Annotated in this window: 21 protein-coding genes and 2 pseudogenes; 12 read left to right on the top strand and 11 right to left on the bottom strand. The window is 73.7% G+C overall.

The genetic code is table 11. The features are described 5' to 3' along the window. Positions 1 to 50: 50 nt before the first annotated feature. The 3 genes from ACIOFR_RS10840 to ACIOFR_RS10830 are packed head-to-tail and all read left to right on the top strand — an operon-like array spanning position 51 to position 2,640. Entirely contained in the window at positions 51 to 695 is a 645-nt protein-coding gene (locus ACIOFR_RS10840) for an NAD(P)-dependent oxidoreductase (protein WP_400994709.1), read from the top strand. A 3-nt stretch (positions 696 to 698) separates the two neighbouring features. Next, positions 699 to 2,063, top strand: a complete 1,365-nt coding sequence (locus ACIOFR_RS10835; protein WP_400994706.1) for a multidrug effflux MFS transporter — start codon at positions 699 to 701, stop codon at positions 2,061 to 2,063. Next, positions 1,954 to 2,640: a hypothetical protein gene (locus ACIOFR_RS10830; protein WP_400994730.1), complete on the top strand. Its 687-nt coding sequence runs from the start codon at positions 1,954 to 1,956 to the stop codon at positions 2,638 to 2,640. The genes ACIOFR_RS10835 and ACIOFR_RS10830 overlap by 110 nt, the downstream gene beginning before the upstream one ends. Here ACIOFR_RS10830 and ACIOFR_RS10825 read toward each other — a convergent pair. Together ACIOFR_RS10825 and ACIOFR_RS10820 are read right to left on the bottom strand one after the other, a co-directional pair. Then, positions 2,618 to 3,243, bottom strand: a pseudogene (locus ACIOFR_RS10825) (transposase). The gene ACIOFR_RS10830 and the pseudogene ACIOFR_RS10825 overlap by 23 nt on opposite strands. After that, a pseudogene (locus tag ACIOFR_RS10820) lies at positions 3,156 to 3,691 on the bottom strand (winged helix-turn-helix domain-containing protein); the annotation flags it as partial. The pseudogenes ACIOFR_RS10820 and ACIOFR_RS10825, both read right to left, overlap by 88 nt. Positions 3,692 to 3,952: 261 nt before the next feature. Here ACIOFR_RS10820 and ACIOFR_RS10815 point away from each other — a divergent pair. The 8 genes from ACIOFR_RS10815 to ACIOFR_RS10780 all read left to right on the top strand — a co-directional run bounded on the left by ACIOFR_RS10815 (position 3,953) and on the right by ACIOFR_RS10780 (position 17,223). Beyond that, positions 3,953 to 5,635, top strand: a complete 1,683-nt coding sequence (locus ACIOFR_RS10815; protein WP_400994704.1) for an acyclic terpene utilization AtuA family protein — start codon at positions 3,953 to 3,955, stop codon at positions 5,633 to 5,635. Next, positions 5,632 to 7,230, top strand: a complete 1,599-nt coding sequence (locus ACIOFR_RS10810) for an acyl-CoA carboxylase subunit beta (protein ID WP_400994702.1) — start codon at positions 5,632 to 5,634, stop codon at positions 7,228 to 7,230. Before ACIOFR_RS10815 ends, ACIOFR_RS10810 begins: the two co-directional genes overlap by 4 nt. 14 nt (positions 7,231 to 7,244) lie before the next feature. Beyond that, the gene (locus ACIOFR_RS10805; protein WP_400994699.1) at positions 7,245 to 9,188 is read left to right on the top strand and encodes an acetyl/propionyl/methylcrotonyl-CoA carboxylase subunit alpha; all 1,944 of its coding nucleotides are present in this window, start codon (positions 7,245 to 7,247) and stop codon (positions 9,186 to 9,188) included. 145 nt (positions 9,189 to 9,333) lie between these two features. Then, complete coding sequence (locus tag ACIOFR_RS10800; RefSeq protein ID WP_400994697.1) at positions 9,334 to 10,536, top strand: acyl-CoA dehydrogenase family protein; 1,203 nt, start codon at positions 9,334 to 9,336, stop codon at positions 10,534 to 10,536. A gap of 138 nt (positions 10,537 to 10,674) precedes the next feature. Beyond that, positions 10,675 to 12,261, top strand: a complete 1,587-nt coding sequence (locus ACIOFR_RS10795) for an AMP-binding protein (protein WP_400994695.1) — start codon at positions 10,675 to 10,677, stop codon at positions 12,259 to 12,261. Between the two features lie 39 nt (positions 12,262 to 12,300). Then, entirely contained in the window at positions 12,301 to 12,918 is a 618-nt protein-coding gene (locus ACIOFR_RS10790) for a TetR/AcrR family transcriptional regulator (RefSeq protein ID WP_400994693.1), read from the top strand. Between the two features lie 242 nt (positions 12,919 to 13,160). Continuing rightward, a complete protein-coding gene (locus ACIOFR_RS10785; protein WP_400994690.1) occupies positions 13,161 to 15,638 on the top strand; it encodes a SpoIIE family protein phosphatase in 2,478 nt (825 codons plus the stop codon). Positions 15,639 to 15,708: 70 nt separating this feature from the next. Then, positions 15,709 to 17,223, top strand: coding sequence for an oxidoreductase (locus tag ACIOFR_RS10780; RefSeq protein WP_400994687.1), 1,515 nt, complete (start codon positions 15,709 to 15,711; stop codon positions 17,221 to 17,223). Between the two features lie 100 nt (positions 17,224 to 17,323). Here ACIOFR_RS10780 and ACIOFR_RS10775 read toward each other — a convergent pair whose 3' ends face one another. From ACIOFR_RS10775 to ACIOFR_RS10745, 7 genes are all read right to left on the bottom strand, one after another. Further along, positions 17,324 to 18,913: an MFS transporter gene (locus ACIOFR_RS10775; protein ID WP_400994684.1), complete on the bottom strand. Its 1,590-nt coding sequence runs from the start codon at positions 18,911 to 18,913 to the stop codon at positions 17,324 to 17,326. Continuing rightward, positions 18,910 to 19,464: a TetR/AcrR family transcriptional regulator gene (locus ACIOFR_RS10770; RefSeq protein WP_400994682.1), complete on the bottom strand. Its 555-nt coding sequence runs from the start codon at positions 19,462 to 19,464 to the stop codon at positions 18,910 to 18,912. Before ACIOFR_RS10770 ends, ACIOFR_RS10775 begins: the two co-directional genes overlap by 4 nt. A 160-nt stretch (positions 19,465 to 19,624) precedes the next feature. Beyond that, complete coding sequence (locus ACIOFR_RS10765) at positions 19,625 to 20,020, bottom strand: cell division protein SepF (protein ID WP_400994679.1); 396 nt, start codon at positions 20,018 to 20,020, stop codon at positions 19,625 to 19,627. A 269-nt stretch (positions 20,021 to 20,289) separates the two neighbouring features. Beyond that, positions 20,290 to 20,805 (bottom strand): DinB family protein, encoded by a 516-nt coding sequence (locus tag ACIOFR_RS10760; RefSeq protein ID WP_400994677.1) that lies wholly within the window; start codon positions 20,803 to 20,805, stop codon positions 20,290 to 20,292. Positions 20,806 to 20,845: 40 nt separating this feature from the next. Further along, complete coding sequence (locus ACIOFR_RS10755; protein ID WP_400994675.1) at positions 20,846 to 21,784, bottom strand: NAD(P)H-binding protein; 939 nt, start codon at positions 21,782 to 21,784, stop codon at positions 20,846 to 20,848. Between the two features lie 102 nt (positions 21,785 to 21,886). Beyond that, the gene (locus ACIOFR_RS10750; RefSeq protein WP_400994673.1) at positions 21,887 to 22,387 is read right to left on the bottom strand and encodes a hypothetical protein; all 501 of its coding nucleotides are present in this window, start codon (positions 22,385 to 22,387) and stop codon (positions 21,887 to 21,889) included. A 118-nt stretch (positions 22,388 to 22,505) separates the two neighbouring features. After that, positions 22,506 to 23,021: a MarR family winged helix-turn-helix transcriptional regulator gene (locus ACIOFR_RS10745; protein WP_400994670.1), complete on the bottom strand. Its 516-nt coding sequence runs from the start codon at positions 23,019 to 23,021 to the stop codon at positions 22,506 to 22,508. A gap of 151 nt (positions 23,022 to 23,172) precedes the next feature. On the opposite strand from ACIOFR_RS10745, the gene ACIOFR_RS10740 reads away from it, so the two are divergent. Further along, positions 23,173 to 23,520, top strand: a complete 348-nt coding sequence (locus ACIOFR_RS10740; RefSeq protein WP_400994668.1) for a YrdB family protein — start codon at positions 23,173 to 23,175, stop codon at positions 23,518 to 23,520. Here the strand turns inward: ACIOFR_RS10740 and ACIOFR_RS10735 are convergent. Together ACIOFR_RS10735 and ACIOFR_RS10730 are read right to left on the bottom strand one after the other, a co-directional pair. Next, positions 23,510 to 24,184, bottom strand: coding sequence for a TVP38/TMEM64 family protein (locus ACIOFR_RS10735; RefSeq protein ID WP_400994665.1), 675 nt, complete (start codon positions 24,182 to 24,184; stop codon positions 23,510 to 23,512). The genes ACIOFR_RS10740 and ACIOFR_RS10735 overlap by 11 nt on opposite strands. A 10-nt stretch (positions 24,185 to 24,194) precedes the next feature. Continuing rightward, positions 24,195 to 25,154: a deoxyribonuclease IV gene (locus ACIOFR_RS10730; RefSeq protein WP_400994662.1), complete on the bottom strand. Its 960-nt coding sequence runs from the start codon at positions 25,152 to 25,154 to the stop codon at positions 24,195 to 24,197. Positions 25,155 to 25,187 lie beyond the last annotated feature (33 nt).

The following is a 25,187-nucleotide window of genomic DNA, read 5'->3' as shown; positions in this document are numbered from 1 at the left end:
ATCGCCGACGGCCAGCCCGTCCTGTGACCATCAGAAACAAGGAGCAACACATGAAGATCGTCCTGTTCGGTGCCAGCGGCAACATCGGCCGGCCCACCACCGAGGAACTCCTGCGCCGCGGCCACACCGTCACCGCGGTCACCCGAGCCGGCCACGTCGACGGCCTCGAGCACAAGGCCCTGACCGTGACCACCGGTGACGTCACAGACGCCGCCGCGGTCGCCGGCCTCGCCGCCTCCCACGACGCCGTACTGTCGGCCGTCGGCCCCCGGATCGGCCAGGAGAACGACCGCGCCACGATCGTCGGTGCCGCCCGTGCGCTGATCGACGGACTCCGCCGAGCCGGCGTCACCCGCCTGGTCACCATCGGCGGTGCCGGTAGCCTGCGCACGCCGACCGGCGCCCGGGTCATGGACGACCCGGACTTCCCCGCGCTGTGGAAGGCCAACGCCGAGGCCCAGTCCGAAGCGCTCGACCTCTACCGCGGCGTGCACGACCTCGACTGGACGTACGTGTCGCCCGCCGCGGTCATCGGAGCGGGCGAGCGGACCGGGGCCTACCGCAGCGCCGGGGACACCCTGCTCACCGACGACGACGGCAACAGCCGCATCTCGTACGCCGACTACGCGATCGCCTTGGCCGACACGATCGAGAGCAGCACCGCGATCCGCCGCCGCATCACCGTGGCGTACTGAGCCATGAGCAACGACGCCGCCGGCCGGCACACCCGATTCATCGTCCTGCTCGCAGCGCTCGTGGCCCTGGGACCACTGTCCATCGACGGCTACCTGCCCGGACTGCCGGACCTCGCCGGCGACCTGCGCGCCAGCGCCGCGGCCACCCAGCTCACCATCACCGCCTGCCTGGCCGGGCTGGCCATCGGGCAGCTGATCGCCGGGCCGCTGAGCGACACCTACGGCCGGCGGCGTCCGTTGCTGGCGGGCCTCGCCCTCTACACGATCGCCAGCGCGCTCTGCGCGGTGGCACCCGACGTCCGGACCTTCGTCGGCCTACGCCTGGTCCAGGGCGTCGGCGGGGCGTTCGGCATCGTCATCGCCAACGCCATGGTCCGCGACCGCACCTCCGGAACCCGCACCGCACGTCTCTTCTCCGCACTGACCTTGATCACCGGCCTGGCGCCGGTGTTCGCGCCGGTCCTCGGCGGCCAGCTACTGCGCGTCACGGCCTGGCCTGGAATCTTCGTGGCCCTGGCCGTGCTCGGCGCCGTGATGCTGGCGGCCTCCGCCGCAGGACTGCCGGAGACCCGGCCCTCCACGTCACGCCAGCCGCTGCTGGCTGTCGTCGGGCAGCTGCTCAGCGACCGGATCTTCACCGGGTACGTCCTGGCCAACGGCCTGGTCTTCGCGGCGATGTTCGCCTACATCTCCGGCTCGCCGTTCGTCCTGCAGGAAATCCACGGCCTGTCACCGCAGCAGTACAGCGCCGTGTTCGCCGTCAACGCCGCCGGACTCATTGCGGCCGCCCAGATCAGCGGCCGGCTGGTGGCCCGGGCCGGCGCCCGCGTGCTGCTGCTCGCCGGTCTGCTGGGCGCGACAGCCGGTGGCACCACGGTCCTGGGCGCGGTGCTGACACGGGCACCCCTGCCCGTGCTCCTGATCGGCCTGTTCGTCCTGGTCTCCAGCGTGGGCCTGGTCATGCCGAACGCCGCGGCCCAGGCCCTGGCCGACCACGGCGGACACGCCGGGTCGGCCGCCGCTCTGCTCGGCTTCAGCCAGTTCATGTTCGGCGGGGCACTTGCTCCGCTGGCCGGCGCGGGTGGCGCCACCGACGCCTTGCCGATGGGAATCATCGTCGCCGTGCTGCCGGCGCTCGCTCTGCTCACACTCGGCGTCCTCACCCGGTCGATGCCCGGTGAGCGCACTCGCAGGCCGGCTCGCCAAGGACCTGGGGCACGGGAGGCACTGTCTCTTCGTGCGGCTCTGGGGCTGCAACCTGGGGTGTACGTGGTGCGACGCCGCCTACACCTGGGCGGTGACGGCCGAGAAGGCGGCGAAGACCCGCAGCGGGCAGCGGTACGAACGCAACGAGCCCGCGTACGGTGAGAAGGAGATGGAGCCCGCCGAGGTCCTGAGCCGTCTGCGGAAGCTCTGGGACGTCGAGGACCGGCCGACGACCATCGTGGTCTCCGGTGGGGAGCCGATGATGCAGCGGCGGGCACTCGTGCCCCTGCTGGAGCAGCTGTGCAGCTGTGGCAACGAGATCCACATCGAAACGGCCGGCACCATCGCGCCCCTCGCAGAGTTCGACGCGCTCGTCACGCAGGACAACGTGTCGCCCGAGCTGGCCACCAGCGGCAACCGGCTTTCCAAGCGCATCAAGCCGGACGAGCTCGCCAGCCTGGTGGCCACCGACAGGGCCTGGTTCAAGTTCGTCATCACCGACGCCTGGGAGGCGGATCTGGCCGAGGTGGACCATCTCGTCCTGGAGGCGGCGTTGCCACGTCGGCGGGTGGTGGTGATGCCTGAGGGATCCGACAGTCAGACGAACATCGGCACCGCCCGCAAGGTCGCCGATCCGGCGCTCGAACGCGGATACGGGCTGGCTTCAGGAGTCACGTGTTCCTCTGGAACGGCGACCCCGACCGTTACTGAGGCTTTCAGGGTGGAGTCGGTGGGGTGAGTGGCAGGCCGGTGCCGGCCAGGGATCCATCGATAAGGGCGGGTCGAAGTTGGATGTGCCGCAGTCCGCGTCGGAGGGTGCGGGTGAGATGGTCCGGATCGGTGAACGCGGTGTTCGCCGTCGGGCCGAGACGCAGGAGTGACCAGATGCCCTCGACCGGATTGAGGTCCGGTGCGTATGAGGCAGTTGGAAGACGGTGAGCCAGTCGTGCTTCGCCGCGTACTGCTTCATGCCGACGGCCAGGTGAGTGTTGAGATTGTCCCAGACCAGGATGATCGGGCCGCCGAGCTGAATGTGTGCCCGGACGGCAAGGTCGCGGTAATCGGTCCAGGCGAAGCTTTTGCGGCTCCCCTTGAGCGGCATGTGGAAGCGGGGCCGGTAGATCACCCTGCTCTGCTCGCCGGGCTTGTAGCAGCACAGCGCGGCCACCGGGATCCGGCGCCGGGAACGTCCCCGGACCCGGACCACAGGCGTGTGCCCGCGCCGGCCCCAGGTGCGGGCGCGCGGCGGCGTCGTCGCGAATCCTGCCTCGTCCTCGAAGACGACCCCGGCTCCGAGCGCCGCCGCGGTGCTTTTACCCGCGGCCGCACCTCCTGTTTCCACGGCTCCACGGCGCGCTCGTCCCGCTCGAGTGCCCGGCGGGCCGGGGCCTGCCAGGACCAGCCGTGCCGCCTCAGCAACCGCCACACGGTCGCGATCGACAGTGGCATCCGGAACCGTCGGCCGATCACCGCCTGGACCCGGACCAGCGTCCAGCGCTGGTCCTCGAAGCCATGGGCGGCCGGCCCCTGCCCAACTCCGCTTCCAATTCGGCGAACTGGGCCGCCGACAACTTCGGCACGCTCGCCGGACCCGCCGAGCGCAGGGCATCCGCACCGCCCTCGCGCCAGGCCCGCCGCCAACGCTCCACCGACCGCTCGCTGACCCGCAGCTCCCGGGCGATCACCGACGTCTTCTCGCCCGCCTCGAACCCGACCCCGGCCTCCAGTCGCACCTGTTCACGAAATGCCCGCCGCTCAGCGGTCAGACCCCCACCCTGCGCGTACCGCATACCACCGGCATACCGCAGGGATCACTACCTGTCACCACCGACAACAGAACGAAAACCTCAGTAGCCTGCTGAGTCACAAGCCGCCGGCTGTAGTCGATCAGGCGTGCCGCCAACTATCGCCGACCGTCGCCAACTACCGCTGACGGTCACACCTCGTGCGGGCCGGCACCGAGAGCTTGAGCCAAAAACAAGCATGCATGCTTGATTTATCTCCGGCCCGCTGCCAGGCTGCTCACGACATCGGCGGCAAGGAGGCTTGCGGTGCTGAGGATCGGCAACGCGTCGGGGTTCTACGGCGACAGGTTCAGTGCGTTCCGGGAGATGCTCACCGAGGGGCCGCTGGACGTCCTGACCGGCGACTACCTGGCCGAGCTCACGATGCTGATCCTGGCCAAGGACAGACTGCGCGACCCCGAACTCGGGTACGCCAGGACCTTCCTGCGGCAGATGGGCGACTGCCTGGGTGTCGCGGTCGAGCGGGGCGTCCGGATCGTGGTGAACGCCGGCGGTCTCAATCCGCCGCAACTCGCCAAGGCGCTGTCCGAGTTGGCCGAGCGGCAGGGCATCCCGCTGCGGGTCGGCCAGGTGGTGGGGGACGATCTGCTGCCGCGGGCCGCCGAGTTCGGGCGCCCCGGACTGCTGGCGGCCAACGCCTACCTCGGTGCGCAGGGCATCGCCGAGTGCCTGCGCGCCGGCGCCGACGTCGTGGTGACCGGCCGTGTCACCGACGCGGCGCTGGTGGTGGGCCCGGCCATCGCGCACTTCGGCTGGGGGCCGCAGGACCTGGACGCACTGGCGGGCGCGGTGGTCGCCGGGCACGTGCTGGAGTGCGGCGCGCAGGCGACCGGCGGCAACTACGCGTTCTTCGCCGAGCACGACATCGTCCACCCGGGCTTCCCCGTAGCGGAGTTGCACGCCGACGGCAGCAGCGTGATCACCAAGCACCCGGGCACCGGCGGCGCGGTCACCACCGAGACCGTCACGGCACAGCTGCTGTACGAGACGGGCGGCGCCCGCTACGCCGGTCCGGACGTGACGGCCCGGCTGGACACCGTCCGGCTCACCCAGGACGGCCCGGACCGGGTCCGGATCGACGGGGTGCGCGGCGAGGCGCCACCGCCCACCGTCAAGGTCGGCCTGAACCGGCTCGGCGGCTGGCGCAACGAGGTGGTGTTCGTCCTGACCGGCCTGGACGTCGAGGCCAAGTCGGCGCTCGTGCAACGGCAGTTGGCGGATGCGCTGACCGACCCGCCGGCCGAGCTGCGCTGGACGCTGGCCCGGACGGACCGCCCGGACGCGGACACCGAGCAGACCGCCGCCGCGCTGCTCCACCTCACCGTCCGCGACCCGGACGCCGAGAGGGTCGGCCGGTCCCTGAGCGCGGCCGCCGTCGAACTGGGCCTCGCCAGCTACCCGGGCTTCCACCTCGCGGCGCTGCCCGGGCCGGGCAGCCCCTACGGGGTGTTCGAGTCCGCCTTCCTGGACGCGAAGAGCGTCGAGCACACCGCGGTGACCCCCGACGGCCTGCGGATCGCGGTGTCCCCGCCGCCGGCGGTACGGGAGGTGGAGCCGCTGCCCGATCCGCCGCTGCCGGAGCCGCTGCCGCCCGGCCCCACCCGCCGGGCTCCGCTCGGCCTGGTGGCCGGTGCCCGCAGCGGGGACAAGGGCGGGGACGCCAACCTCGGCGTCTGGGCCCGGAGCGAGGCGGGCTGGCGCTGGCTGGCGCACACCCTGACCACCGACCTGCTGCGCGAACTGCTGCCCGAAACCGCCGACTTGACCGTCACCCGGCACCTGCTGCCCCATCTGCGGGCGGTGAACTTCACCGTCGAGGGACTGCTCGGCGAGGGAGTCGCCGCCCAGGCCCGCTTCGACCCGCAGGCCAAAGCCCTCGGCGAGTGGCTGCGGGCCCGCCGTCTCGACATCCCGGAGGCCCTGCTGTGACCGTGCTGCCCAGCCGCCTCGACCCGGCGGCCCCCGACCACCGTGCCAACCGTGAGGCGATGCTCGCCAGGCTGGCCGACCTCGACACCGAGCACGCCAAGGCGCTCGCCGGCGGCGGCCCCAAGTACGTGGAGCGCCACCGGGGTCGGGGCAAACTGCTGGCCCGCGAGCGGATCGAGCTGCTGGTCGACCCGGACTCGCCGTTCCTCGAACTCTCCCCGCTCGCGGCCTGGGGCAGCGAGTACCCGGTCGGTGCGGGGATGGTGGCCGGCATCGGTGTGATCGAGGGCACCGAGTGCGTGATCACCGCCAACGACGCCACCGTGCGCGGCGGCGCCAGCAACCCCTGGACCCTGCGCAAGGCGCTGCGCGCCAACGACATCGCGCTGCGCAACCGCCTCCCGCTGGTCAACCTGGTGGAGTCCGGCGGCGCGGATCTGCCGAGCCAGAAGGAGATCTTCATCCCGGGCGGGGCGCTGTTCCGCGACCTGACCCGGCTCTCGGCGGCCGGGATCCCCACCGTCGCGGTGGTGTTCGGCAACTCCACCGCCGGCGGCGCGTACGTCCCGGGGATGTCCGACCACACCATCCTGGTCAAGGAGCGGGCCAAGGTCTTCCTCGGCGGCCCGCCGCTGGTGAAGATGGCCACCGGCGAGGAGTCCGACGACGAGTCGCTCGGCGGCGCCGAGATGCACGCCCGCACCTCCGGGCTGGCCGACCACTTCGCGCTGGACGAGCCGGACGCCTGCCGGCTGGCCCGCCGGGTGGTCCGCCGCCTGAACTGGACCAAGTCGGGACCCGCGCCCGCCGGGCTCGTCGAGGCGCCGAAGTACGACGAGGACGAGCTGCTGGGCATCGTCCCCGGCGACCTCAAGGTGCCGTTCGACCCGCGCGAGGTGATCGCCCGGATCGTCGACGGCTCCGACTTCGACGAGTTCAAGCCGCTCTACGGCACCAGCCTGGCGACCGGCTGGGCCACCGTGCACGGCTACCCGGTCGGCGTCCTGGCCAACGCCCAGGGCGTGCTGTTCAGCGCCGAGTCGCAGAAGGCGGCGCAGTTCATCCAGCTCGCCAACCAGCGCGACATCCCGCTGCTGTTCCTGCACAACACGACCGGCTACATGGTCGGTCAGGCGTACGAGCAGGGCGGCATCATCAAGCACGGTGCGATGATGATCAACGCGGTGGCCAACAGCCGGGTCCCGCACATCTCGGTGCTGATGGGCGCCTCCTACGGCGCCGGCCACTACGGCATGTGCGGCCGGGCCTTCGATCCGCGCTTCCTGTTCGCCTGGCCGAGCGCCAAGTCGGCCGTGATGGGCCCGCAGCAGCTCGCCGGCGTGCTGTCGATCGTGGCCCGGCAGTCGGCGGCGGCCAAGGGGCAGCCGTACGACGAGGACGCGGACGCGGCGATCCGCGCGATGGTCGAGCAGCAGATCGAGGCCGAGTCGCTGCCGGCGTTCCTGTCCGGGCGGCTGTACGACGACGGCGTCATCGACCCCCGCGACACCCGCACCGTACTGGGCATCTGCCTCTCCGCCGTGCACAGCGCCCCGGTCGAGGGTGCGCGCGGCTACGGCGTCTTCCGGATGTAAGGGCGAACTCACACATGATCACCTCACTGCTGGTCGCCAACCGGGGCGAGATCGCCCGCCGGGTCTTCCGCACCTGCCGCGACCTCGGCATCGCCACCGTCGCGGTGTACTCCGACCCGGACGCCGACGCCCCGCACGTCCGCGAGGCCGACACCGCCGTCCGGCTGCCCGGCGCGGCCCCCGCCGACACCTACCTGCGCGCCGACCTGATCGTCGCCGCCGCGCGCGCCGCCGGCGCGGACGCCGTCCACCCCGGCTACGGATTCCTTTCCGAGAACGCCGAGTTCGCCCGGGCCGTCCTCGACGCCGGTCTGACCTGGATCGGCCCGCCGCCGGCGGCCATCGCCGCGATGGGCTCCAAGACCGAGGCCAAGCGGCTGATGTCCGCCGCCGGGGTCCCCGTGCTCAGCGCGCCGGCGGAGCCCACCGAGGCCGACCTGCCGCTGCTGGTCAAGGCGGCCGCGGGCGGCGGCGGACGCGGCATGCGGATCGTGCGGACCCTCGCCGACCTGCCCGGCGCGCTGCTCGCCGCCCGTACCGAGGCGGCCAAGGCGTTCGGGTCGGAGGAGGTGTTCTGCGAGCCCTACCTGCCGGCCGGCCGGCACATCGAGGTCCAGCTGATGGCCGACACCCACGGCACCGTGCTGGCCGTCGGCGACCGCGACTGTTCGCTCCAGCGCCGCCACCAGAAGGTGGTCGAGGAAGCCCCGGCACCCGGTCTGTCCGACACCCTGCGTGCCGACCTGCACGCCGCCGCCGTCGCCGCGGCCCGCGCGATCGGCTACACCGGCGCCGGCACGGCCGAGTTCCTGCTCGCCCCCGACGGCCGCTTCTTCTTCCTGGAGATGAACACCCGCCTCCAGGTCGAGCACCCCGTCACCGAGTGCGTCACCGGCCTCGACCTGGTCGCCCTCCAGCTCACCGTCGCCGAGGGCGGGAAGCTGCCCGAGCAGGCGCCCCCCACCAGCGGCTGCGCCATCGAGGCCCGGCTCTACGCCGAGGACCCGGACCAGGACTGGCAGCCGCAGACCGGCCGCCTCCACCACATCGAACTCCCCGGCACGACGGCCGAGTTCACCACCGGGCGGACGGCCTCCGGTCTGCGCCTGGACTCGGGCGTCGACGCCGGTTCCACCGTCACCGTGCACTACGACGCCATGCTCGCCAAGGTCATCGCCTGGGCACCCACCCGCCCGGCCGCCGCCCGCCTGCTCGCCGACGCCCTCACCCGGGCCCGGCTCCACGGACCGCTCACCAACCGGGAGTTGCTCGTCCGGGCAGTGCGCCACCCGGCCTTCCTGGCCGAGCGGCTGCACACCGGATTCCTCACCGAACACGCCGCCGAGCTCACCGCAGGGCCGGCCGGCACCACCGACAAGGACGCCCCGCTGGCGGCCCTCGCCGCCGCCCTCGCGGACGCCGCGGGCCGCCGCACCCACCTGCCGTCCGGCTGGCGCAACCTGCCCTCCCAGCCGCAGGTCAAGCGCTACCGCGCCGCCGACGGCACCGAGCACGAGGTCCGCTACCGCCTCACCCGGGACGGCCTGCGGGCCGAGGGCCACCCCGACACCACGCTGGTCGAAGCCGCCCCGGACCGGGTCGTCCTCGCCGTCGGAGCGCTGCGCCGCAGCTACGCCGTCGCGGTGTACGGCGCCACCGTCCACCTGGACTCGCCGTCCGGCGCCACCGTGCTCACCGCCCTCGGCCGCTTCCCGGAGCCGGTCGAGCACACCGAGCCCGGTGCCCTGCTGGCCCCGATGCCCGGCACCGTGGTCCGGGTCGGTGCGGCCGTCGGCGAACGGGTCGTGGCGGGCCGGCCGCTGCTGTGGCTGGAGGCGATGAAGATGGAGCACCGCATCACCGCGCCCACCGACGGCGTCCTGACCGACCTGCACGTCGCCCCCGGCGACCAGGTCGAGCCGGGCACCCTGCTCGCCGTCGTCACCGAGCCCGCCTGACCCGCACCCCGCCTGACCCCGCACCCCGCCCGAGCCGCACCCGCCCGAGCCCGGGGCCGCACCCGCCCGAACCAGGGCCGCACCCCGCCCCACCGTCACCACCCCCACTCCACCACCACCCCCTCCTCCGCCCGGAAGGACCACGATGTCCGCACCGCGCACCACCACCGACCCGACCGGCTCCGCCGAGTACCCCCTGATCGAGACCGCCGAGCGCCGCGCCCTGCGCCAGGCCGTCGGCGACCTCGCCCGCCGCTACGGTCCCAGCTACTTCCAGGCCAAGGCCCGGGCCGGCGAACCCGCCGAGGAGGTCTGGGCGGAGGCCGGCAAGCTCGGCTACCTCGGCGTCAACCTGCCCGCCGAGTACGGCGGCGGAGGCGCGGGCATCGCCGAACTCGCCATCGTGCTGGAGGAGATGGGCACGGCCGGGGTCCCCCTGCTGATGATGATCGTCTCCCCGGCGATCTGCGGCACCGTGATCGCCCGCTTCGGCACCGACGAGCAGAAGCGGCGCTGGCTGCCCGGCCTCGCCGACGGCACCCGCCGGATGGCCTTCGGCATCACCGAGCCCGACGCGGGTTCCAACTCGCACCGGATCAGCACGGTCGCCCGCCGGGACGGCGACGACTGGGTGCTGAGCGGCCGCAAGGTGTTCATCTCCGGGGTCGACCGGGCGGACGCGGTGCTCTTCGTCGGCCGCACCGAGGACGCCCGCACCGGACGGCTCAAGCCCGCCCTGTTCGTCGTCCCGCGCGAGACCCCTGGCTTCGAGTACACGGCCATCCCGATGGAACTGGTCACCCCCGAGAAGCAGTTCCAGGTCTTCCTGGACGACGTCCGGCTCCCCGCCGACGCCCTGGTCGGGGACGAGGACGCCGGCCTGCTCCAACTCTTCGCCGGGCTGAACCCCGAGCGCATCATGACCGCCGCCTTCTCGCTCGGCGTCGCCCGCCAGGCCCTGCACACCGCCGTCGAGTACGCCAAGTCCCGTTCCGTGTGGGACACCCCGATCGGCGCCCACCAGGGCATCGCGCACCCGCTCGCGCAGTGCACGATCGAGGTCGAACTGGCCCGGCTGATGATGATGAAGGCCGCCCACCTCTACGACGCCGGTGACGACCTGGGTGCCGGCGAGGCCGCCAACATGGCCAAGTACGCGGCCGGCGAGGCCTCCTGCCGCGCCGTCGACCAGGCGGTGCAGACCCTGGGCGGCAACGGGCTCACCCAGGAGTACGGCCTGGGCGCGCTGCTGACCGCCACCCGGGTCGGCCGGGTCGCGCCGGTCAGCCGGGAGATGATCCTCAACTACGTCGCCCAGCACACCCTGGGCCTGCCCCGGTCGTACTGACCGGGCGCGGCGGGCCGGCCCACGCGGACGGGGCAGCGTTGCGTGGTCGCACGGGTCGCGATCGGCACGCACCCTGTCCGCGGCGGCCCGCAGCCGCCACTCTTGAGGCTGCACCCGACCCGTCAGGAGGCCAGCAGCATGGCATTTCGCAGTGACTACCCGGACATCGAGCCGATCGACCTGCCCATCCACGAGGCCGTCCTGGGCGGAGCGGCGGCGTTCGCGGACATACCGGCCCTGGTCGACGGGATCACCGGGCAGTCGATCAGCTACGCCGAGCTGGACGCTGCCACCCGCCGCACCGCGGCCGGGCTCGCCGAGGCGGGTGTCCGCAAGGGCGACGTGATCGCGCTGTACAGCCCCAACACCATCGCCTACCCGGTCGCCTTCTACGGCGCCACCCGGGCCGGCGCGACCGTCACCACGGTCAGTTCGATGACCACCGCCCACGAGCTGGCCGGCCAGCTGCGGGACAGCCGGGCCCGCTGGATCATCACCGTCTCGCCGTTCCTCCCGGTGGCCACCGAGGCGGCCGCCGTGCTCGCGGCCGAGGGCACCCCGATCGCGGAGGTCCTGGTCTGCGACACGGCCCCCGGACACCGCTCGCTGACCGACCTGGCCGCCACCACGGCGCCCGAGCCCACCCCGTCGATCGACCCGGCCGAGGACATCGCGGCGCTCCCGTACTCCAGCGGTACCACCGGCCTGCCCAAGGGCGTGATGCTGACCCACCGGTCGATCGCCTCCAACATGGCCCAGGTCGACCCCGTCCACTCGACCCGCCCGGGGGAGCGGATCCTCGCCGTCCTGCCGTTCTTCCACATCTACGGGCTCTCCGCGCTGCTCAACCACCCGCTGCGCTGCGGATCCACCGTCGTGGTGCTGCCGCGCTTCGACCTGGAGCAGTTCCTGCGCACCATCCAGGACCAGCGGATCGAGGGCGTGTTCGTGGCACCGCCGATCGCCCTGGCCCTGGCCAAGCACCCGCTGGTGGACAGCTTCGACCTGTCCTCGCTGAGGTTCGTGCTGTGTTCGGCCGCCCCGCTCGACGCCGACCTGGCCGCCGCCTGCGCCCGCCGGCTCGGTCTGCCCAACATCCGCCAGGGCTACGGCATGACCGAGCTGTCCCCGGTCACCAACGTGCTGCCGCTGGCCCACACCGACGCCCCGCGCGACACCGTCGGCAAGCTGGTGGCCAGCACCGAGCTGCGGGTGGTGGCCCTGGACGGCTCCGGCAAGGACCTCGGCCCGAACGAGGACGGCGAACTGGTCTTCCGCGGGCCCCAGGTGATGAAGGGTTACTTCGGCCGCCAGTCCGAGACCGACGCCATGATCGACGCGGACGGCTGGCTGCACACCGGCGACATCGGCCACGTCGACGAGGACGGCTACCTCTTCGTGGTCGACCGGGTCAAGGAGCTCATCAAGTACAAGGGTTACCAGGTCGCCCCGGCCGAGCTGGAGGCGCTGCTGCTGACCCACCCGGAGATCGCCGACGCGGCGGTGATCGGCATCGTCGGCGAGGACGGCGAGGAGCGCCCCCGCGCGTACGTGGTGCGGGCGCCCGGCAGCGCGCTCACCGAGGAGCAAGTGGCGGAGTTCGTGGCGGCCCGGGTCGCTCCGTACAAGAAGGTGCGCTCGGTGCGGTTCCTCGACGCGGTGCCGAAGTCCGTCGCCGGGAAGATCCTCCGCAAGGAGCTGCGCGCCCTGTCCCGGCAGGTCTGACAGGATCGGGCGGACACCGGCCCCCATCGGAAAGCAGCCATGAACACCACCCATGCCGCCTCCCGCACCCCCCAGCAGACCCGCAGCCGTGCCACCCGGCGCCGGCTGCTGGAGGCGGCCGTGGAGTGCCTGGCCGAGCTCGGGTGGAACGGCAGCACCGTCACCGTGGTCGCCGAACGCGCCGGGGTGACCCGGGGCGCCGCCCAGCACCACTTCCCGACCCGGGAGGACCTCTTCACGGCCGCCGTCGAGCACGTCGCGGCCGAGCGGCTGGCGGCGGTGCGCACCCACAGCGGGCAGCTGCCGCCGGCCGGGCCGGCCAGGACCGAGGCGGTCGCCGAGATGATCGTCCGGCTCTACACCGGCCCGCTGTTCCGCGCCGCCCTGCACCTGTGGGTGGCCGCGGCCACCGAGGAGCCGCTACGGGAGCGGATCGTCGCCCTGGAGAACCAGGTGGGCCGGGAGGCCCACCTGGCGGCGGTGGAGTTCCTGGGCGCCGACGAGAGCGTGCCCGGGGTCCGCGAGACCGTCCAGGCCACCCTCGACCTGGCCCGCGGCCTGGGCCTGGCCAACCTGCTCACCGACGACGGCCCGCGCCGGGCCGGGATCGTCCGGCAGTGGGCCCGGATGCTCGACACGGTCCTCACCGGCGGCTGAGCCCGCCCCCGGCCGCCCCGGAGCCCCCGCCGGCCGCCGGAAGGGCCCGCGGCCGCCGGAAGGGCCCGCCGGCCGCGGAAACGCCCCGCACCCGGCCCCCGGCTCGGCCGAGCGCGCTGTCGATCGATCCAATTCCCCGTGTGAGCTGACTAGCCGTCCGGGCGGACGCCGTGCAGTCTGGTGGGAAAGCCGGGTTGCCCGGGCTCCGAGCGGGAAGGTACCTGGCAGGTGACCACCTGATCATGCACGGATTCGAGCGGAGCGCGCCGGACGGCGCCGGCCGGGGCGCGGCAGGCGCCGCCTCGGCGCGCCTGGCCGGACACCGCCTGGTGACGCTGGCCACGGCGCTGCTCCAGGACGACGGCCGGATCCTGCACTGGAGCCAGGAGGCCGAAGCCCTCCTCGGCTACCCCGCCGACCAGGCGATCGGCGCGTACGCCGCCCAGCTGCTGGTCGGCGACGCCGAGCGGCCCCGGGTGCTCGGCCTGTTCCAGAAGATCATGGCCGGCCGCGGCTGGTCGGGCAGCTACGCGCTCAGGCACCGCGACGGCCACCTGGTGGAGCTGGAGTTCCACACCTACCCGCTGAGCGGCCCCGACGGCCGGCCGCTGCTCCTCGCCACCGCCTCCGACCTGAACGTGCTGCGCGACGTGGAGGCCGACCTGGCGGTGCTCGACGGCTTCTTCACCCAGTCGCCGATCGGACTCGCGGTCTACGACACCGACCTGCGCTACGTCCGGCTGAACAACGCCCTCGCCCGGATCAACGGCCTGCCCGTCGAGGCCCACCTCGGGCGGCGGATCAGCACCGTCCTGCCCGGCATCAACGGCAGCGAGATCGAGGCGGTGATGCGGCAGGTCCTGCTGACCGGCAGACCCGTGCTGGACGCCCGCTCGCACGGCCAGACCCCCGGCGACCCGCGGCGCGACCGCGCCTGGTCCGCGTCCTACTTCCGGCTGGAGGACTCCACCGGCCGGGTGCTCGGCGTCAGCTCCTCGATCATCGACGTCACCGAGCGCTTCCAGGCCGAGGCCCGGGCCTCCCGCGCCCAGGAGCGGCTCACCATGCTGGCCGCCGCCACCGCCCGGATCGGCACCACCCTCGACCTCCAGCGCACCGCCGAGGAGCTGATCGAGGCGGTCGTGCCGCGGTTCGCCGACTTCGCCACCGTCGACCTGCTGGAATCCGTGCTCGGCGGCGAGGAGCCGGGCCCGCTGCGCCAGGACAGCTCGGTCCAGGTCCGGGCCGTCGCCGTCGGCGAGGCCTTCGGCTCCGGCCTCACCCAGGCCGCGGACGCGGTCGGCCTGGTCTCCCGGTACGACCCCAAGCGGATGTACGCCCGCACCCTCTTCAGCGGCCGGCCGCTGCTCAAGGCGTACGTGGACGAGGAGACCCTGAGCGGGCTGGTGCCCGAGCCCGACCGGGTCGGGCCCGGCATGGCGGCCGGCATCCACTCGTACCTGCTGGTGCCGGTGATCGCCCGTGGCATGGTGCTCGGCGGCGCCGAGTTCGTCCGGACCCGCAACCCCGACGCGTTCACCGCCGCCGACGTCGCGCTCGCCGAGGAGCTGGTCGCCCGGACGGCCCTGGCCATCGACAACGCCCGGCTCTACCGCCGCGAGCGGGAGACCGCGCTGACCCTGCAGCGCAGCCTGCTGCCGCAGGAGATCCACCGCACCCTCGGCCTGGAGATCGCCCACCGCTACCTGCCCAGCAGCGTGGTGAGCGAGGTCGGCGGCGACTGGTTCGACGTGGTGCCGCTGTCCAGCGGCCGGGTCGCGCTGGTGGTCGGCGACGTGATGGGACACGGCATCCGGGCCGCCGCCACCATGGGCCAACTCCGGACGGTGGCCCGCACGCTGGCCACCCTCGACCTGGCGCCCGAACAGGTCCTCACCCGGCTGGACGAGACCGCCATGGGCATCGGCGAGGGCCAGTTCGCCACCTGCGTCTGCGCGGTCTACGACCCGGTCGAGCGCACCTGCACCATCGCCTCCGCAGGCCACCTGCCGCCGGTCGCCGTCGCCCCCGACGGCTCCGCCCGCATCCTGGACGTCCCACCCGGCGTCCCGCTCGGCGTCGGCGGCGTGGCCTTCAGCGCGGTCGAGTTCACCCTGCCCCAGGGCGGGCTGATCGCCCTGTACACCGACGGCCTGGTCGAGAAGCGCGGCCGCGACCTGGACGAGGGCATCGGCCTGCTCTCCCGTACCCTCGCGGTGCGCGGCCGCACCCTGGAGGAGAGCTGCGACGCCGCCCTCGCCGCCCTGGTCGCCGACGGCACCGACGACGACATCGCCATGATCATGGCGCGGGTGCTCCCGGTGCCCTCCGACCGGATCGCCACCCTCCCGCTGGCCGGCGACGGCCCGCTGCCCGGCCGGGCCCGCCGCTTCACCCGGGCCACCCTGGCGGCCTGGGGCCTGTCCGCCGTCAGCGACTACGCCGAACTGATGGTCAGCGAGCTGGTGACCAACGCCATGCTGCACGCCGACGCCCCGCGCCGGCTGCGGCTGTTCCGGGACCGCTACCTGACCCTGGAGGTCTCCGACGCCGGCCGGCAGTCGCCCCGGATGCGGAGCTCGGCCGAGGAGGACGAGGGTGGCCGGGGCATGCACCTGGTCAGCGAGCTCGCCCACCGCTGGGGCACCCGCCAGACCAGGAACGGCAAGGTGGTCTGGGCCGAGATCGACCTCGGCCACCGCGGCGACCTGCACCTCTGAGCCGCACCCGCCCTCCCCGGCCCGGCCGGGTTCGCTAGGATCCGTCCGGGGTTCGGACGGGGGAGACGCGGTGCTGGGGTACGACGAACTGACCGACTGCGAACGGCGGGTGTGGGACGCGTTCCCGACCGGAGCCCGGGTCGACCTGAGCGAGGGACGGGCGGAGCGCGACGACCCCGCCGGCGGGGCCGGCTGGGGGCCGCAGCGCACCGTGCGGGCCGAGGTGCTCGCCGCCCTGCTGCTCGGCGCGCACACCGCCGCGCCCGGAGCGGTGGCGGCGCTGCGGCTGACCGGCGCCCGGATCACCGGCCGGCTCGACCTCGCAGGCGCCCGGACGGAGCACGAACTGACCCTGGGCGGCTGCTACTTCGAGCAGCAGGTGAGCCTCAGGGGCGCCAGCATGCGGTCGACCGGACTGGTCGGCTGCCGGATACCCGGCCTCGACGGCTGGCTCCTCGCCGTCGACGGCAACCTGTTCTTCGAGGGGTCGGTCATCGACGGCCGCCTCACCCTCACCAGGGCCCGTGTCACCGGCGAACTGCGCCTCAGCGGCGTCCGGTTGACCGCCTCCGAGCTCCTCGACAGCACCGGCCCCGACACCGCCCGCACCTCCGGCGTCTGGGCACTGTGGGCGGGCGGCATGGTCCTGGACGGCGGCTGCTTCGCCCGCAACGGCTTCACCTCCCGCGGCGGACTGCGCTTGGTGGGCGCCCAGTTCAACGGCGGGCTGTTCATGGAGGGCGCCCGGATCGACAACCCGGGCGGCGACGCCCTGAGCGGCGACGACCTCAGCGCCGGCACCATGGAGCTCGCCGACGGATTCACCGCCGACGGTGCCGTCCGGCTGCCCGGAGCCACCGTCCGCAGCCGGCTCTCGCTGGCCGGTGCCGTCCTCGCCGGGGCCGACGTCGCCCTGGAGGCGGGCCGGTTGCACGTCGGCGAACTGCGGCTCACCCCGGCCACGACCCCGCTCGGCACCGTCGACCTCCGGGAGGCCCAGCTCTCCGTCCTCCACGACGGCGAGCACAGCTGGCCCGGCGACACCCGCCTGGACGGTCTCACCTACACCTCCCTGCAGAGTGCCGGCCCCGCCTCACCGGCCCGCCGGCTGGCCTGGCTCGCCGCCCTGCCCGGCTACGCCCCGCAGCCGTACGAGCAACTGGCCGCCTGGTACCGCCGGTCCGGCGAGGACGACGCCGCCCGCCGGGTGCTGCTCGCCAAGCAGCGCCGCCGCCGAAGGACCCTGCACCCGGCCGCCCGGGCCTGGGGCCGCCTGCTCGACGTGACGGTCGGGTACGGCTACCGCCCCTGGCTGGCCGGCGTCTGGCTGCTCGCCCTGACCGCCCTGGGCTGCGGGGTCTTCAGCACCGCCGACCCCGCGCCCGCGTCCGCCGAGGGCGGGGCGCCGTTCAACCGGCTGATCTACACCCTCGACCTGCTGCTCCCGATCGGTGGCTTCGGGCAGCGCACCGCGTGGTACTGGACCGGCCCGCAGCAGTGGTTCGGCTACGGGCTGATCGCGGCCGGCTGGGTGCTCACCACGGCTCTGCTGGCGGGGGTCAGCCGTTCGCTCAACCGGCAGTGAGCCGGGACGCCCGGCCACCCTCGCCCGGCCGTGTCCGGCCCTGTCCGGCGCGGCGGTGCGCCTGCGGTCGGTGCGCCCGCGGCCGGTGGTCCGCCCGGCCTCAGGCGTTGAGCCGGTCCGCCTCCGGCTCCACCGCACCGGCGGCGCCCGGGCCGTTCGGCGCGCCCGGCGCGGGCTTGCCACCGCGGGCGCGCAGCAGGTACCAGGACAGCGCCGCGGAGAGCAGCAGCAGTCCGGCGGCCAGCCACGCGGCGACGTTCATGCCCTGGACGAAGGCGTCCTTGGCGCTGCCGAGCAGTTGGTCGCCGAGTGGCTGGGGGAGCGAGCCCGCGGCCTCCACCGCGCCGCCCACGGACTCGCCGGCCCGGGCGGCCGTGGCCGGGTCCGTCCCCGCGGGGACGGCCAGCGCCCCGGTGTAGATCGCGGTGAGCACGGAGCCCACCAGGGCGATGCCGAGCGCGGTGCCGAGCTCGTACGCCGTCTCGGAGACGGCCGAGGCGGCGCCGGACCTGTCGGCCGGGGCGGCGCCCAGCACCAGGTCGGAGGCGAGCGTGTAGACCACGCCCTCGGCGGTGCCGACCACCAGGAAGGAGATGCCGAGGAGCAGGTACGTGGTGTCCTCGTGGACCCAGCCGAGCAGGCCGATGCCGGCGCCCATGGCGAGCAGGCCGGCCGTCAGGGTGGCCCGGCTGCCGGTGCGACGGGCGACCTGCGCGGTCAGCAGACCGCCGACGACGGCGCCGACGAAGGCGGGCATCTCGGCGACACCGGCCTTCAGCGGGCTGTACCCGCGGACCAGCTGAAGGTACTGCGACATGAAGAAGATCACACCGGAGAGCCCGATCAGCGCGGTCAGCGAGGCGACCACGGCCGCGGTGAACCGGGAGTCGGAGAACAGCCGGACGTCCAGCAGCGGGGTCTCCAGCCGGAGCTGGCGCCGGACGAAGGCGGTCAGCGCGGTGACGCCGACGGCGAAGGCCACCGGGACCACCCAGGAGTCGAGCCCGTGCGCGGCCGCCTCCTTGACGGCGTAGACCACGCTGATCACACCGACCATGGACAGCACCACGCTGAACACGTCCCAGCGGCCCGGCTTGGGGTCCTTGGACTCCGGCAGCAGCCAGGCACCGAACACCAGCAGCAGGGCGAGCACCGGCAGGTTGAGCAGGAAGACCGAGCCCCACCAGAAGTGCTCCAGCAGCATGCCGCCGACCAGCGGGCCGAGGGCGGCGCCGGCGGTCGCACCGGCACCCCAGATGCCGATGGCGGTGGCCCGCTCACGGGCGTCCGGGAAGAGCGTGCGGATCAGTGAGAGGGTGGACGGCATGATGGTCGCGCCGGCCACGCCGAGCAGGGCGCGGGCGATGATGAGCCAGCCGGGGCTGGGTGCGTACGCGGCGAGCAGCGAGGCCGCACCGAAGCCGGTGGAGCCGATCAGCAGGAGCTTCTTGCGGCCGATCCGGTCGCTGAGCGAGCCCATGCTGACGAGCAGGCCGGCCAGCACGAAGGAGTAGCTGTCACCGATCCAGAGCAGCTGGGTGCCGCTGGGGTCGAGGGTCTCGCTGATGGAGGGGATCGCCAGGGACAGGACGGTCGCGTCGACCGCGACCAGGGTGACGGCGAGCACGAGCACGCCGAGACCGGCCCAGCGTCGCCGGGCGCCGGCAGGCAGGTGGGGCTTGCCGGTCATGATCTATCAGGTCTCCTGAGAGCGCCGCCGAGGAAGAGCTCGGCGAGCGAGTGGGCACTGTCGCGGGGGGCCAGCCGTCCGTCCTGGACGGCCCAGCCCACGCCCGCGACGAGGTCGAAGAAGGCTTCGCTCAGCCAGCCGGCCGAGAGTTCGATCCGGAAGACGCCCTCCTGCTGGCCGCGCAGGAAGAGGGCGCGGACCCGGGCGTCCTGGAGTTCCCAGAGCTCGTTGATCTCCGGGTCGTCGTAGAGCTGGTTCTCACCGGCGAGGAAGGCGCAGAGCGCGGCGTCCGGCACCAGCGCGTTGATCAGGCGTCTCAGCGCGGCCTGGGCGTCGCCCTCCTCGACCCGGGCGGCGTCGAGCGCGTCGGCGAACCTGCGCAGGCCGAGGGCGCCGACCTCGCGGATCAGGGCCTCCCGGCCCGGGAAGATCCGGTGCAGGGTGGCGCGGCTGATGCCGGCGGCCCGGGCCACCTCGTCGAGGTGGGCGGTGGGGCGGCGGGAGAGCACGCCGACGGCGGCTTCGAGGACGGAGTCACGGTCGGTGGCCATGAGTCGAGTGTAGAGCATCTGAGACATGCATGTCTCATGGGATCCGTGAGTCGCTCATCTGAGAGTCGGTAGGGGGTGAGGTCGCAGCCGGTGACGCCGGTGTGCGGGCAGCAAAAAACCGGGGTCGGCGTGGTGCCGTCCCCGGTTTCAGGAGGATCGATCAGCTCTGGTTGTAGAAGCCGGTCTCGTCGAGCGGCCGGTCGATCACCGTGACCTCGACGTCGGCCGGGGTGAGCAGGAAGACCCGGCGGGCGATCCGCTCGATCCCGCCCCGGGTGCCGAAGATCAGTCCGGAGGCGAAGTCGACCATGCGCTTGGCCTCCGCCTCGCTCATCTCGGTGAGGTCCATGACGACCGGCACCGAGTCCCGGATGTGCTCGCCGACGGTGCGGGCGGACTCGAAGCCGGTCGGCCGCAGGGAGACGATCTTCGCGGGCGCGGGCGCCACGTTCTGAAGCGTCTCCTCGCTGTCCCACGGATCCTCGTACACCGCAGCCGAGTAGTTTCCGGAGGGCATCAGCCACCCGTTGTGGTGCTCGTCGCGAAGTGCTCCCATGCCGCGCCTCCCTGTCCCGTTCCGTACGTGTCCCCCGGGTTTCCGCGTCTTCTTGACACGTCATCCACTTGTTGGAACTGTCCGAGTATCGCATTGATCACCGGTTCGGTGCCCGCTCGCGACCGCCGGACGAGGTGTGGCGAGCAGGAATTCCGTGATTGTCCGGACGATCCATTCGACGCCGCAGGCCCGTTGACGGTTGCGCGCGTAGACCATATCGGTGTGCGTCAGACCGTGGTTGACTGGCTGTCAACGATCGTGTAACGGGTTCACTCGCCGGTGGCGCCGTCGACCCGCTCGCGGATCAGGTCGGCGTGCCCGTTGTGCCGCGCGTACTCCTCGATCATGTGGACCAGGATCCAGCGGAGCGTCACTTCCTCGCCCCGGCGCAGCGACTTGCCCACCGTCTCCAGGGGGAGGCCGGCCGCCGCCTGCCGGGCCAGCTCGATCTGGGCCCGCCAGGCGGCGAAGTCCGCGGCCGCGTCCGCCGTGTCCACGCCGTCGAAGTCGCCGTCCGGCTCGGCCTCGCTCCAGTACAGGCCGCTGCCGCCCAGGTCGGTGCCGGCCAGGATGCCCTGGAACCAGTGGCGCTCGACCTCGGCCATGTGCCGCACCAGGCCCAGCAGCGAGAGCGTGGACGGTTCGACCGAGCGCTCGCGCAGCTGATCGTCGGTCAGGCCCTCGCACTTCACGGCGAGGGTGGCACGGTGGTAGTCGAGCCAGGAGTGGAGCATGGTGCTCTCGTCGGCGGCGAACGGGGGGTCGATGCGGGGGGTCGTTGGCATGGCCGCCATGATGCTCGACCGGTGCGGAGGCGGCCAGTAGTTATCCGCGGACGGGCGCCGCGCCCGGCTCCCCGTGCGCACCCGCACCGATCCGCCCGCCGGCCTGCCCTGCGGCCGGCCCGCCGAAGGCCTCCAGGTGCTCGCGCAGGAAGGACTCCAGACTGCGCGCGGGCCGGCCGAGCAGCCGCGGGACGGTGTCGTCGGGCCGTTCCGGCCGGTCGGCCGCCAACTGCTGGATCTCCACCACGTGGTCGGCGAGCCAGCCGGGCATCCGCGCCCGCTCGACCAGGTTGCGCCGGAAGGCCTCGACGGGCAGGTCGACGTAGCCGATCCGGCGTCCCAGCAGGCCGCTCAGCAGCTCGACCAGCTCGGGGTGGCGGTAGGCCCGGTCGCCGGTCAGCGGGTACGTCCGCCCGGCGAGCTCGGGGCGGGTCAGGACCGCGGCGGCGACGTCGCCGATGTCCCGGCAGTCGACGTAGTTGCGGGCGACGTCGCCCAGGGTGCCGTGCAGGGCCCCCAGGGCGGCGATCTCCGGTGCGAGCAGCAGCAGCTTCTGCAGGAACGCGTACGGCCGCAGCAGGGTGTGCGTGAGGCCGCTCGCCCGCAGGTGCTCCTCGACGGCGTGGTGCCCGCGGGAGACGGCGACCGGGGAGTGCGGTTCCACGGCGGGGGCGGAGAGTTTGACGACGTGTCCGATGCCGCTCGCGGCGGCGGCCTCGACCGCCCGGATCTCCAGCTCGACCTGGTCCGGGCCGTTGGCCATGGCCAGGAACAGCTGCTCGGCGCCCTCGAAGGCGGCCCGCAGGGAGGCCGGGTCGGCGGCGTCGGCCGCCCGCACCTCGACGGGTGCGGCGGGGTCGAGCCGGGCCCGCAGCCGGGCGGGGTCGCGGCTCAGCGCGCGGGCCGGGACGCCCAGTTCGGTGAGGCGGTGCAGGAGTGCGCTGCCGGTGGCTCCGGTGGCTCCCATGACGACGATCATCGGTGGTTCCTTTCGGACGGGTCGGGCGTCGGGACGTGCGTGGTCGGAACGTGCGTGTTCCGGACATGCGTGGCCGGGACGTGCGTGGCGACGGCGCGGCGGTCAGGAGGTGTGCGGCCGGGGTGCGCCGTGCCGGCCGGGCTGCGGCTCGTGCAGGAGGCCGCGCCAGCGCCAGCTGACGATGGTGGCGGCGAGCGCGGCCGACACCGGCAGGTCCGTGCGCAGGCGGTCGAGCACCGGGGTCAGGTGGGTGCCGGTCCGGCCGTCGAGGCCGGTGACCGCGAGGTGGGCGGCCAGGGCGGCGACCGCGGCGGCACCGAGGGCGGCGCCCCCGGCCAGCAGGGCCCTGGGCACCCGGGACGGCCATCGCCGGCGGGTGCGGCCGCGCTGGAGCCAGGCGCCGGTCAGTGCGGCGGCCAGGGCCGAGCCGCCCGCGATGGAGGTGCCGGCGGCCAGGGTCAGTCCGGTCTGGCCGGTGGCCAGGCCGCCCGCCCCGGCGCTGAGCGCGGGCGCGACGTACGCGACCAGTACCTCGCGCCCGAGCACGAAGCGTTTGGGGGTGGTGCGGGCCCGGTCGGTCGGGCTGCCGTTTCGCTTCCCCATGGTGTCCTCGATTCCCGCCCCGGCGTGCGGCCGGAGGCATGTAATTAGGTGCCTAACTATATGGGCGTGCGGAACTCGGTCGCCGCGCCCGCGCAGGGGGAGCGGCGCCGGCGGGGGCCTACGGCGCGGTCAGGGCGCCGATGCCCCGGGTGACGCGGGCGAGCAGGTCGAGGAAGGTGGTCCGCTCCTCGGTGGTCAGCTCGCCGACCATCGTCTGGAGCCGGCCGAAGTGGTCGGGGGCGAGGTCGCGCAGCTTCTGTGCGCCCCGGGCGGTCAGCACCACCTCGGCGGAGCGCCCGTCCTCGGCCGACGGGCGCCGCACCACCAGTCCGTCCCGGGCGAGCGCGTCGACCAGGCCGGTCACGGTGGCGCGGGACACCCCGAGCCCGGCGGCCAGGCGCGAGGGGGACTTCTCCCCGCCGCTGTCCTCCAGGTCGGCCAGCAGCCGGTAGCGTCCGGTGGACAGGCCGTACCGCGCGAAGTGCGCCTCGCTCGCCTGGCCCAGCCGGGCGCCGGCCGCCATCAGCCGGACGGCGACCAGGACCGCCTGCGGGTCGGCGTCCAGCCCGTAGTGCCGGATCTGGCGCCGCGCTTGGTCGAGTGACGGCGATTCCTCCGCCGGGTCCGTGTTCACGAGAAGTAATATGGCAGCTAATCAATCGAGTCGTCAAGGTGTTCCGACCCGCCGGCAGCCGTCGCACCCTAGGCCGGCAGCCGTCGCACCCTAGGATGTGCCGCGTTTCGGCCGCCGCGGCCGGGGACGGGGGCAGACGATGCGCAAGGTGGTGACCGGAGCCAATCTCGGGCTCCGCTTCCTGCTGGAGGTCTGCGCGCTGGTGGCGCTCGGCATCGGCGGCTACGGGGTGGCCGCGCCGCTCGCCGTACGGGTCCTGCTGGCGGTGCTCCTGCCGCTCGCGGCGGCGGTGCTGTGGGGCCGCTACGCCTCGCCGCGGGCGACCGTGAAGTCCCCGCCCGCCTGGTACCTGACCCAGCTGCTGGTCCTCGGCGGGGCCGTGGCCGCACTCGCGTTCGCCGGGCACCCGGCGTGGGCGGTCGCCCTGGGTGCCGTGACGGTGGCCAACACCGCGATCCTGCGGGTGCTCGGGGAGTGGCACCCGTCGGTCACCCGGTAGCCTCCGCAGCCCTCCCCGCGCGGGCCGAGGACCAGGACCGCCACAGGGTCAGCACGCTGATCGCGCACATCAGCACGATCACCGCGGCCGAGATCAGGAAGGCCGGCGAGGTCGGCGAACCCGCACTCGCCCCCGCCACCACGTACGCGGCGGTGCCCGGGGCCACCCCCAGCAGCGTCGCCCAGGTGTACGGCCAGAACCGCACGCCGGAGACCGCGCACCCGTAGTTCGCCGCCTGGAACGGCAGCCCCGGGACGATCCGCATCAGCAGGACGCTGCGGAACCCCTGCTCGGTCAGCCGCTGGTCGAGCGCCGTCAGCCACCGCGTCCGGATCAGCGGGCGGACCGCCTCCCGGCCCAGCGCCCGGCCGAGCCAGAAGGCCAGGACGGCGCCCAGCGTGGTGGCCACCACCGCCAGCGCGAGCCCCTGGACCATCCCGAGCAGCAGCCCGGCCGCCGCGTTCAGCGCCGGCTTGGGGACGAACGCCAGGGTCCCGACGGCGTACACCACCGTGGCGACCGGCAGCCGCCACGGCCCGCCGGCCCGGGACAGCACGGCCGCCGGGTCCCAGAGCAGGAGCGAACAGGCGAGGGCGGCCAGCACGGCCAGCAGCAGCGCGAGGCGCAGCCCGGCGGCGCGGGTGATCGGCGGGAGCTTCGGCACGGGGACGAGCCTAACCAGCGGCCCCGAGCGTTCGGCCGGCGGCCCGGACCACGGGTGCCCGCGGGTCCTTCGCGCGCAGACCCTTCAGTCGGGCGATGTCCGCGGCGTGCCGGACCCCCTCCACCCGGTCGGGGTCGTGCCGGCCGTCCGGCGTCTCGATGACCAGCGGCACCCCGGCCGTCGCGGGGTGGGCCAGCAGCTCCCGGAACGGCTCGGCGCCGATGTGCCCGGCGCCGATGTTCTCGTGCCGGTCCTTGCGGGCGCCCGCGACGTCCTTGGAGTCGTTGGCGTGGATCAGCCGCAGCCGCCCCGGGCCGACGGCCGCCTCCAGCTCGTCCAGCATCGCGGCGACCCCGCCCGGTTCGGCCAGGTCGTGCCCGGCCGCGAAGGCGTGGCAGGTGTCGAGGCAGACCCCGACCCTCGGGTGGTGTTCCAGCACCCCGACGTACTCGGCCAGGTCGCCCATCCGCGAGCAGAGCGAACTGCCCTGCCCGGCGGTCGGCTCCAGCAGCAGCCAGGGCGCGTCCGGGCCGAGTGCGTCCAACTCGTCCAGCAGCGGCAGCACGTCCGCGCGCAGCTGCGCCAGCGCGCCGGAGCGGCCGTCCGCGCAGAGCGCCGAGCCGGTGTGGACCACCACGCCCAGCGCGCCGATCGCGTGCCCGCGCAGCAGCGAGTGACGCAGCGACCCGACCGACTGCTCCCGGGTCGCGGCCGAGCCCGAGCCGAAGTTGATCAGGTAGGGCGCGTGCACGTACGCCGGGATGCCGCGCTCCGCGCAGGCCGCCCGGAACGCGTCGTCCTGCACCGGGTTCCCGGCCGGCGTCGCCCACCCGCGCGGATTGGCGACGAACACCTGCACCGCCTCCGCCCCGACCTTCTCCGCGTACGCCAGCCCCGTCCCGACCAGCCCCCGCCCGGCGACGGGGACGTGGGCGCCGACGGGGTTGCGCTGCGCGGCTGCGGTCGTCATCGGGGGAGCATCGCACGCGCACCCCCGGACCGC

The organism is Kitasatospora sp. NPDC088346 (genome assembly GCF_044740765.1).
GTDB lineage: Bacteria > Actinomycetota > Actinomycetes > Streptomycetales > Streptomycetaceae > Kitasatospora.
Note: the sequence above shows the minus strand (reverse complement) of the source record. Positions and strands in the feature narration are given on the sequence as shown.